This window comes from Paraburkholderia sp. J12 (assembly GCF_905220215.1).
Lineage (GTDB): Bacteria > Pseudomonadota > Gammaproteobacteria > Burkholderiales > Burkholderiaceae > Paraburkholderia.
Map to the genome: position 1 here is coordinate 87,975 of NZ_CAJMZC010000019.1, position 9,179 is coordinate 97,153.

8 protein-coding genes are annotated in these 9,179 nt (G+C 65.7%); 5 read left to right on the plus strand and 3 right to left on the minus strand.

What is annotated here, in order from left to right:
* Nucleotides 1-98: 98 nt before the first annotated feature.
* On the minus strand, nt 99-1,427 hold the full coding sequence (locus tag U5760_RS28445) for an aspartate aminotransferase family protein (RefSeq protein WP_322015646.1): 1,329 nt from the start codon (nt 1,425-1,427) through the stop codon (nt 99-101).
* Nucleotides 1,428-1,577: 150 nt separating this feature from the next.
* On the opposite strand from U5760_RS28445, the gene U5760_RS28450 reads away from it, so the two are divergent.
* Complete coding sequence (locus tag U5760_RS28450) at nt 1,578-2,981, plus strand: PLP-dependent aminotransferase family protein (RefSeq protein ID WP_322015647.1); 1,404 nt, start codon at nt 1,578-1,580, stop codon at nt 2,979-2,981.
* Nucleotides 2,982-3,025: 44 nt separating this feature from the next.
* On the opposite strand, the gene U5760_RS28455 is transcribed toward U5760_RS28450, so the two are convergent.
* Entirely contained in the window at nt 3,026-3,643 is a 618-nt protein-coding gene (locus U5760_RS28455; protein WP_322015648.1) for a LysE family translocator, read from the minus strand.
* A gap of 256 nt (nt 3,644-3,899) precedes the next feature.
* Between U5760_RS28455 and speG the strand changes: the two genes are divergently transcribed.
* Together speG and U5760_RS28465 are read left to right on the plus strand one after the other, a co-directional pair.
* Nucleotides 3,900-4,439, plus strand: coding sequence for a spermidine N1-acetyltransferase (speG, locus tag U5760_RS28460; protein ID WP_322015649.1), 540 nt, complete (start codon nt 3,900-3,902; stop codon nt 4,437-4,439).
* Between the two features lie 120 nt (nt 4,440-4,559).
* Nucleotides 4,560-4,964 (plus strand): DUF302 domain-containing protein, encoded by a 405-nt coding sequence (locus U5760_RS28465; RefSeq protein WP_322015650.1) that lies wholly within the window; start codon nt 4,560-4,562, stop codon nt 4,962-4,964.
* 154 nt (nt 4,965-5,118) lie between these two features.
* Here U5760_RS28465 and U5760_RS28470 read toward each other — a convergent pair whose 3' ends face one another.
* On the minus strand, nt 5,119-5,382 hold the full coding sequence (locus U5760_RS28470) for a hypothetical protein (protein WP_322015651.1): 264 nt from the start codon (nt 5,380-5,382) through the stop codon (nt 5,119-5,121).
* 503 nt (nt 5,383-5,885) lie between these two features.
* Here U5760_RS28470 and U5760_RS28475 point away from each other — a divergent pair.
* Complete coding sequence (locus tag U5760_RS28475) at nt 5,886-7,565, plus strand: alkaline phosphatase family protein (protein WP_322015652.1); 1,680 nt, start codon at nt 5,886-5,888, stop codon at nt 7,563-7,565.
* Nucleotides 7,566-7,685: 120 nt separating this feature from the next.
* Nucleotides 7,686-9,122, plus strand: coding sequence for a cytochrome-c peroxidase (locus U5760_RS28480; protein ID WP_322015653.1), 1,437 nt, complete (start codon nt 7,686-7,688; stop codon nt 9,120-9,122).
* Nucleotides 9,123-9,179: the final 57 nt, after the last annotated feature.

The window sequence follows — 9,179 nt, forward strand, 5'->3', positions numbered from 1 at the left end:
GTTAGCGCTTTGCAGGCGCACAAAAAAGAAAATGGCCCGTTGCCGGGCCATGTGGGTCAAGCGCAACCGTGGCGCGCCGGAGCCGGCGCGCAGCGGCGTTATTGCACGGTGGCGAGCGCGTCGCGCACGGTGCCGAAGAGGCGCTCGATTTCCTCTTCCTTGACGATGAGCGGTGGCGAGAAGGCCAGGATGTCGCCCGTGAAGCGCACCAGCACGCCGGCCTCGAAGCACTTGAGGAACACCTCGTAGGCGCGCGCGCCCGGTGCGCCGTCGCGCGATTCGAGCTCGACGCCAGCCACGAGGCCGAGGTTGCGGATGTCCTTCACGTGCTTCGCGTCGCGCAGGCCGTGGGCTGCCGCTTCGAACTTCGGCGCGAGGCTGGCCGCCCGCTCGAACAGGCCTTCGCGGCGATAGAGGTCGAGCGTGGCCACGCAGGCCGCCGCGGCAAGCGGGTGAGCCGAATAGGTGTAGCCGTGGAACAGCTCGATGGCGCCCGGCACGCCGCTGTTCACGATCGTGTCGTGGATCGTGCGGCTCGCCGCCACGCCGCCCATCGGCACGGCGGCGTTGTTGATCGCCTTGGCCATGGTGATGAGGTCGGGCGTGACGCCGAAGTACTCGCTCGCCGTAGCCTTGCCGAGGCGGCCGAAGCCCGTGATGACTTCGTCGAAAATCAGCAGGATGCCGTGCTTCGTGCAGATTTCGCGCAGGCGCTGCAGGTAGCCCTGCGGCGGAACCAGCACGCCGGTCGAGCCGGCCACCGGCTCGACGATCACGGCGGCGATGGTCGAAGCGTCGTGCAGCGCGACGATACGCTCGAGTTCGTCGGCCAGATGGGCGCCCCAGGCGGGCTGGCCCTTCGTGAAGGCGTTGTGCTCGAGGTTGTGGGTGTGCGGGAGGTGGTCGATGGCCGGCAGCAGCTGGCCCGAGAACGCCTTGCGGTTGGATACGATGCCGCCCACCGAAATGCCGCCGAAGCCCACGCCGTGATAACCGCGCTCGCGGCCGATCAGTTTGGTGCGCTGGCCTTCGCCGCGCGCGCGGTGATACGCGAGGGCGATCTTGAGCGCAGTGTCGACCGACTCCGAGCCCGAATTCGTGAAGAAGATGCGATCGAGGCCGGCGGGCATCAGCTCGGCCACTTTGGCGGCCGCTTCGAAGGCGAGCGGATGGGCCATCTGGAAGGTGGGCGCGAAGTCGAGCGTGGCGGCTTGCTGGGTGATGGCGGCAACGATCTCGTCGCGTGCATGGCCCGCGTTCACGCACCAGAGCCCCGCGCTGCCGTCGAGCACTTCGCGGCCGTCGGAGGTGCGGTAATACATGCCCTTGGCCGATTCGAGCAGGCGCGGCGCCGCCTTGAACTGACGGTTGGCCGTGAACGGCATCCAGAACGACGACAGATCGTCGATGACGGGGCGCGAAGTCATACGGGTTCTCCTCCTCAAGTGGTTGAGTGGAACTGTAGCGCTCCGACTTGAACGGCGGCATAGACAGTCTCTATACTGCGCTGATAACTGTGCTGGACGATCTCCTCCAACTGTATTGGCCACCAGGCGCCCGGGGCGCCGCCGTTTCCCATGATCGAACTCGAACTGGAGCGCGACCGCCGCGCCGCGTCTACCCTCGTTGAACAGCTCGTGAACGCTTTCACGCGGGCTATCGAGGGGCAGTCGCTGCGCGGCGGCGCGCTGCTGCCCTCGGTGCGGCAGCTGGCGCAGAAGCACGGCCTTTCGACCTATACGGTCACGGAAGCCTATAACCGGCTGGTGTCGATGGGACTCGTGGTGGCGCGGCGCGGTTCGGGCTACCGGGTGGCGCCGCGCGCGGCCGCCCCGAATGCGAGCCCGGCGCACTGGCAACCGCCCACGCTCACGGCTACCTGGCTGCTCTCGGACGTGTTCGCCGATCACTCGGTGCCCATCAAGGCAGGCTGCGGCTGGATGCCGGCCGAGTGGGTGAACGAAACCGGGCTCCACCACGCGCTGCGGGCGACGAGCCGGGTGCCGGCCGTGCGCCTCGGCGACTATGGCCACCCCTATGGCTTCGCGCCGCTGCGCGAGCGCATTGCCGCGCAGCTCGACCGCCAGGGGCTGCCGGTGGAGATGTCGAACGTGCTGCTCACACAGGGCGCGACCCAGGCGCTCGACCTGATCGTGCGCACCCTGCTGCGGCCCGGCGACGCCGTGCTGGTGGAAGATCCCGGCTACTGCAACCTGCTGCAGATCCTCAAGCTCGCGGGCCTCACGGTGCACGGCGTGCCGCGCACGGCGGCGGGACTCGACATCGAGGCGCTGGAACAGCAGGCCGCCGCGCATCAGCCGAAAGCGATCTTCGTGAACACGACGCTGCAGAACCCCACGGGCGCCACCTTCACGATGGCGAACGCGTTTCGCCTCCTGCAGATCGCGGAGCGCCAGCGCATGTGGGTAGTGGAAGACGACGTGAGCCGCGAACTCGCCCCCGCCGGCGCGCCGCTTTTCGCGGCAATGGAGGGGCTTTCGCGCGTGCTGTACGTGGGCGGATTCTCGAAGACGGTAACGCCTTCGCTGCGCTGCGGCTACGTGGTCGCGGAGCGCGACGTGCTGCGCGAACTCGCGCGCGCGAAGATGGCCGTGGGGCTCACTTCGTCGGAGACGATCGAGCGCATCGTCGACAAGGTGCTGCTGGAGGGGCGCTACGCGCGCCACGTCGAACTCGTGAACGAACGCCTGAAGACGGCGCATGCGCTCGTCGAGGACCGGCTCGATACGCTCGGCCTCGAGGTCTTCCACCGGCCGCGGGCGGGCTTGTTCATCTGGGCGAGGCTACCGCTCGAGGCTGCCCGTGCGGGAGAAATCGCCACGGCGGCGCTCGCCGACGGCATCTGGCTTGCGCCGGGCTCCTACTTCCGGCCCGACGACGCGGCCAGCGCATGGTTCCGCTTCAACGCGCCGTACGCGACGGACGACGCGCTCTGGCGCTTCATCGCCCGCGTGCGATAGATGCGATAGAGACGCGACCGGCAGAGCAGGCCCGCGCCCGCGCCTCAGCGCGCGATCCGATGCGCGACCAGCGGATACATCGAGGCGACGAGCGCGAGCGCCATCGCAACGTTGAACGCGCGCAGCCGCTGCGGATTGGAGAGAAAGCGCCGCACGCCGGTGCCGAAAGCGGCCCACAGGCAGATGCAGGGCAGCCCGATCACATAGAACAGCACGGCCATGGCCAGGGTGTTGACGCCGAAATCGGCGGAAAGGCGAATGGTCGTGGCGGCCGTGAGCACCATCATCCAGGCTTTCGGATTGACCCACTGGAAGGCTATGGCCTCGTGAAAGCGCATGGGCCGGTGTTCGCCTTTCTTCATTTTCAGTTCGCCCGACGTGCCGATCTTCCAGGCGAGATAGAGCAGATATGCGACGCTCGCCGCTTCCAGCACGGTGAAGAGCACCGGAACCTGCCGGAAGGCTTCGCCAAGACCGAACCCTACGCAGAGCATGAGCGCGAACACCCCCGAGCTGATGCCGAGAATGTGCGGCACCGTGCGGCGAAAACCGAAGTTGACGCCGGAGGCGAGCAGCATGGTGTTGTTGGGGCCGGGCGTGATGGTCGTGACCACGACGAAAAGCATGCCGGCGGGCAGGGCGCTGAACAGTTCGGGCAGCATGGCGCGGAAACTCCGGTTAGACGTTGAATGCCGGGTCAGTGTAGCGGGGTGTGACTGTACAGTACCGGTACAGATATGGAGGTGTGTAGCGGTACGGATTGGGGGAAGGTTTGCGGGAAGTGTCTAGGCGGCCGTGGTGTATCGCCGCAGCGGCGCGACAGGCGTGAACCTCGGGGCCGCCCGCGGGGACTAACGACGATGCGCCCGGCGACCGGCTCGGCAACGAGCACGCGCAAAATCAAAAGGAGAAACCGCTATGACCGTCGAACGCGATAATCGCCTCACCTTGCGCCCGCTCGAGCGGCAAGACCTGAAATTCGTGCATGAACTGAACAACGACGCCAAGATCATGCGCTACTGGTTCGAGGAACCGTACGAAACCTTCACCGAGCTCTCGCAGCTCTACGACCGCCACGTGCACGACCAGCGCGAACGCCGCTTCGTTGCGGTGGACAGCGCGGATGAACTCGTCGGCCTCGTCGAACTGATCGAGCTCGACTACATCCATCGGCGCGGCGAATTCCAGATCATCATCGCGCCGCATGCGCAGGGCCGCGGCTATGCAACAAGCGCCACGCAGCTCGCGATCGACTACGCGTTTGCGGTGCTGAACCTGCGCAAGCTCTATCTGATCGTCGATACCACGAACGTGGCCGCGATCCACGTCTACGAGAAGTGCGGCTTCCAGCACGAGGCCGAGCTGATCGAGGAATTCTTCGGTAACGGCAAGTATCACAACGCGCTGCGCATGTGCCTGTTTCAGCGAGACTTCTTCGAGCGCCGCAAGGCAGGGTGACGACGGCGCGTTGCATTGCGGCGCGCGTGAGCTACAGTTGGGATGGATGCGCGCTCAACGCATCCAGCGCGCCGCGACGGCTGCCTGCCCGGCGCTGGCGTCTTGCGAAGGAGTTCCGCCATGACCGGACATCCGCAACACCCCTCATCCGTGCTGACGCTCGTGAGCGTCCACGATATGGACACGACCGTCGCCCGGCTCAAGACCGCGCTGGCCACGGCCGGCGCCATCGTGTTCGCGGACGTGGACCAGCGCGAGGCCGCCGCGCTCGCCGGGCTCGAACTGCGCCGCACGCGGCTCATCCTGTTCGGCAATCCGAAAGCGGGCACGCCGGTGATGGTCGCGAACCCCCATGCGGCACTCGAATTGCCGCTGCGTCTCGTGGTGTGGGAGGACGACGAGGGCGGCACGCACGTGGACTATCGCGACGTTGCGCAGACGCTCGGGCCGCTCTACGGCATCGAGGCCGATGTGCTTGCACCGCTCAGACTCGTGCCGCCGTTGCTGCAGGGGGCGCTGGAATAGCTCGCTATGGCCGGGTATAGCGAGGCTTAGTCCGCTCACTCGCCGCCATGGAAATGTCCGGCGGCCGCATGCCCTGATGCATGACAGCCGCCGGAAACGCCTGGAAACGGTCAGAAACGCTTAGACAGCACCGTCGACGACCTACACCTCCACCTCACTGCCCAGCGGGCGCTTCGCATTGCGAGCGCGGCCAGCACATCTTGCCCGTGTGCATGCGCCCGCCCGACATGCTGCCCGTATCGGGCACCCCGCCATACGACATATCGGTTTCGGCCTGGGCCGACGCATTCGCATCGTCGGTCATGCTCTGATGCCCGCGTTGCTGCACGGACGTGTCGTCCTTCGCCTGCGCCGTGCCGGGCATGCTGCCGGCCACGGCCGCGAGGCAGACGGCGGTCAACGCCAATCGGATCTTCATTTCAACACTCCTTCTTCCCAGCGCCGCCCGCATGGCGCGCGTCGTCCGCGGCATGGGCGGCCGCACGCGAGGCGCGCGCCACCGCGCCTCGCGCATTCGAAAGAAAAGTCGGGATGCCGGCTGCAGGGCCAGGCTGCCGAACGTGTTAGCAAACGGCTTCACGGGCTGCGCGCCCACGCAAATGGGGGCGGCACAGTGCGGCGCGTCGCAAGAGGGCAGGAGAGCGGAGCGCGCAGAGAACGACCGCACTGCAATTTTCGTTATAGCTCGCCCGTTCGCGGGCGCAACGGCCACTATCAGTTTTTTTCCTTTCTGCCACCGAAATATTAAGAAAGGAAATAGAAATTAAACGGTCGCCATGTAGTCATCTTGCGATGCTGTAATGCGCTCGCTCTGATGTCTGGCGCAATCCCTGATTGACGCGGCCACATGGATCACGCGTTTTCGTCGCGTCTTGCAGGACTCTAAAAACCAACTCGAAGAATCGATGGAGCCCACTTAACATGAATCGCCGTGTGTTACTCGCCGTGCCGTGCGCTGGCCTTGCCGCCGCGCTCTTCGCGTGCGGAAGCAGTTCGAACTCGGGGTCGAGCACCGCTCAGGTGTCCGCGCAGGACGCGCTGACCACCGCCACGCCGATCAAGCACCTCGTCGTGATCTACAACGAGAACGTCTCGTTCGACCACTACTTCGCGACCTACCCGAACGCCACGAATCCGTCGGGCGAGCCGGTCTTCACGGCCGCTGCGGGCACGGCAGCGCCGAATGGTCTCTCGGGCTCGCTCCTCACGTCCAACCCGAACTTCACCAACACGGCCAACGGCACGGGCGCAGCCAATCCGTTCCGTCTCGACCGCACCCAGGCCGCCACCGCCGACCAGAACCACGCGTACACGGCGGAGCAGCAGGCAGGCGACAACGGCGCGCTCGACCTCTTCCCGAAGTTCACGGGTAGCGGCACGTCGGGCGGCGCAGGCGCGTTCGGCACGAAGGGCCAGGTGATGGGCTACTTCGACGGCAACACCGTGACGGCGCTGTGGAACTACGCGCAGAAGTTCGCCATGAGCGACAACGCCTGGACGGCCACCTACGGCCCGTCCACGCCGGGCGCGCTCGAAGTGGTCTCGGGTCAGACCAACGGCTTCGAAATCGTCAACACGTCGAAGCAGATCTCGACGCTCGCCAATGCGTCGTACTTCATCGAAGACGGCGCCGGCGGTCTGGGCCTGATCGGCGACGTCGATCCGGGTTACGACCTGTGCTCGAGCACGACCGATACGGGCATGATCAATGCCAAGAACATCGGCGACCTGCTTAACGCGCAGAACGTCACGTGGGGCGGCTTCATGGGCGGCTTCAACCTGCAGACCGTGAACAGCAACGGCACGACGGGTTGCAAGCGCAGCACGATCGCCACGGCCGTGAACGCCGCGACGGCCGACTACGTGCCGCACCACAACTGGTTCCAGTACTTCAAGTCCACGGCGAACCCGCAGCACACGCGTCCGAGCTCGACGGCCGCGATCGGCTCGAGCCTCGAATCGGACGGCAAGACGGCAGAACCGGCGAACCACCAGTACGACACGGATGACTTCTTCGCAGCCGTGCAGGCCGGCAACTTCCCGTCGGTCAGCTTCCTGAAGGCCCCGGCCGCTCAGGACGCGCACGCCGGCTACTCGGATCCGCTCGACGAGCAGCAGTTCGTGACGAAGGTGGTGAACTTCCTGATGCAGCAGCCGGACTGGAAGAACACGGCCGTCGTCGTGACCTATGACGATTCGGACGGCTGGTACGACCACCAGTACATGGCACCGGTCACGTCGTCGTCGAACACGATCGACCAGCTCAACGGCAACGGCGTGTGCGGCAGCGGCACGCAGCCGACGGGTGTTGCCGGCGCGCCGGTCAACGGCCGTTGCGGCCCGGGTACGCGGATTCCGTTCATCGTGATCTCGCCGTGGGCGAAGCCGAACTACGTGGACCACACGTTCATCAACCAGGCTTCGGTCGTGCGCTTCATCGAAGACAACTGGCTCGGCAGCTCGCGTCTTGGCGGCGGTTCGTTCGACGCCACGGCAGGCGACATGCGCGCGCTCTTCAACTTCAGCGGCTCGGGCAACAACCCGGTGCTGTTCCTCGACCCGACCCAGGGTACGCAGGTCAGCTCGCCGCCGTCGACCTGATCTTGCTTGAAATGGCGAACCGGCTGGCCATGCCGCCGGCTGGCTCGCCGCGATGGTTCACGCCGTGCGTAGCTCGCACGGCTTTTTTGCATATATCGTTCCGCACAAGAAGATCGCATCATGACTGAGCTTTCCGCGTCGTCCTCTTCGTCTTCTCCGTCTTCCCCCGCGCCGCGCCGCACGCCTTCGGCTGCGCGCATCGCGGTGCGCGCCGTGCTCGTGGCCATCGTGGCCGCGCTCGGCTTCGGCGCCTTCGCGCTCGCGTATCCGGCCGACGTGCCCGATTCCGTCGGCCTCATCGTCGAAAATCTCACCGGCGCGAATCCGCACCCGGTCGTGCTCCAGCGTCCGCCCGTCGCGCCGCTTTCCGCCATGGCGCAGCTCGGCAAAGAGCTCTTTTACGACAAATCGCTCTCGGGTTCCGGCCAGCAGTCGTGCGCCTCGTGCCATAGCCCCGATCGTGCATACGGTCCGCCGAACGGCCTCGATGTGCAGTCGGGCGGCCTCGCGATGAGCCAGCAAGGCTATCGTCCGCCGCCCTCGCTCATGTACCTGTATCGCCAGCCCAACTTCAGCATCGGGCCGGACGCCGGCGAAAACGACGACGCGCCCACGGTCGCGCAGCTCGCCGCTTCGTCGGCCGACGTGGTCAAGTCGCAGAAGACGGCGGGCGGCCCCTCGACCTCGGTCGAAATGGTGCCGCAGGGCGGCCTTTTCTGGGACGGCCGCGTGGACACGCTCCAGCAGCAGGCCTATGGTCCGCTGCTGAACCCGGTGGAAATGGCGAACACGAGCATCGACAGCGTGGCTGCGAAGCTCGAAAAACTGCCGTACGCGAAGCGTTTCACCGAACTCTTCGGCCCGCGCATCTTCAGCGACAAGAAGCTCGCCGTTTCCGAAGCGATGTTCGCGATCTCGCGCTATCAGGTGGAAGATCCGTCGTTCCACCCGTACAACAGCAAGTACGACCGCTGGCTCGAAGGGCACGCGCGTCTGAGCCAGGCCGAACTGCACGGGCTGCGCCTCTTCAACGACCCGGACAAGGCGAACTGCGCGGGCTGCCACCTTTCGAAGCCGGGCAAGGACGGTCTGCCGCCGATGTTCACCGACTATCAGTACGAGGCGCTGGGCGTGCCGCGCAATCGCAAGCTCGCGCAGAACCAGGATCCGAAGTTCTTCGATCTGGGTGTGTGCGGGCCGTTCCGCCAGGACCTGAAGGACCAGACGCAATACTGCGCGATGTTCCTCACGCCGACGCTGCGTAACTCGGCCACGCGCACCGTGTTCTTCCACAACGGCATCTACCACGACCTCGACCACGTGATGGCGTTCTACAACGATCGCAACACGGATCCGGGAAAGTTCTACCCGCGCGGCCCGGACGGCAAGGTGCAAAAGTACGACGACATTCCGGTGTCGCTGCAGAAGAACGTCGATATCACCGATGCGCCGTTCGACCGCAAGTTCGGCGACCGTCCGGCGATGACGAACGACGATATCCGCGACATCATCGCGTTCCTCAAGACGCTCAACGACGATCCGGTGACGACGAAGTAAACGGCGCGCTTTTTCGTACTTTTCCCCAGCAGGCACGAAAAAGGCCGCATCGAATCC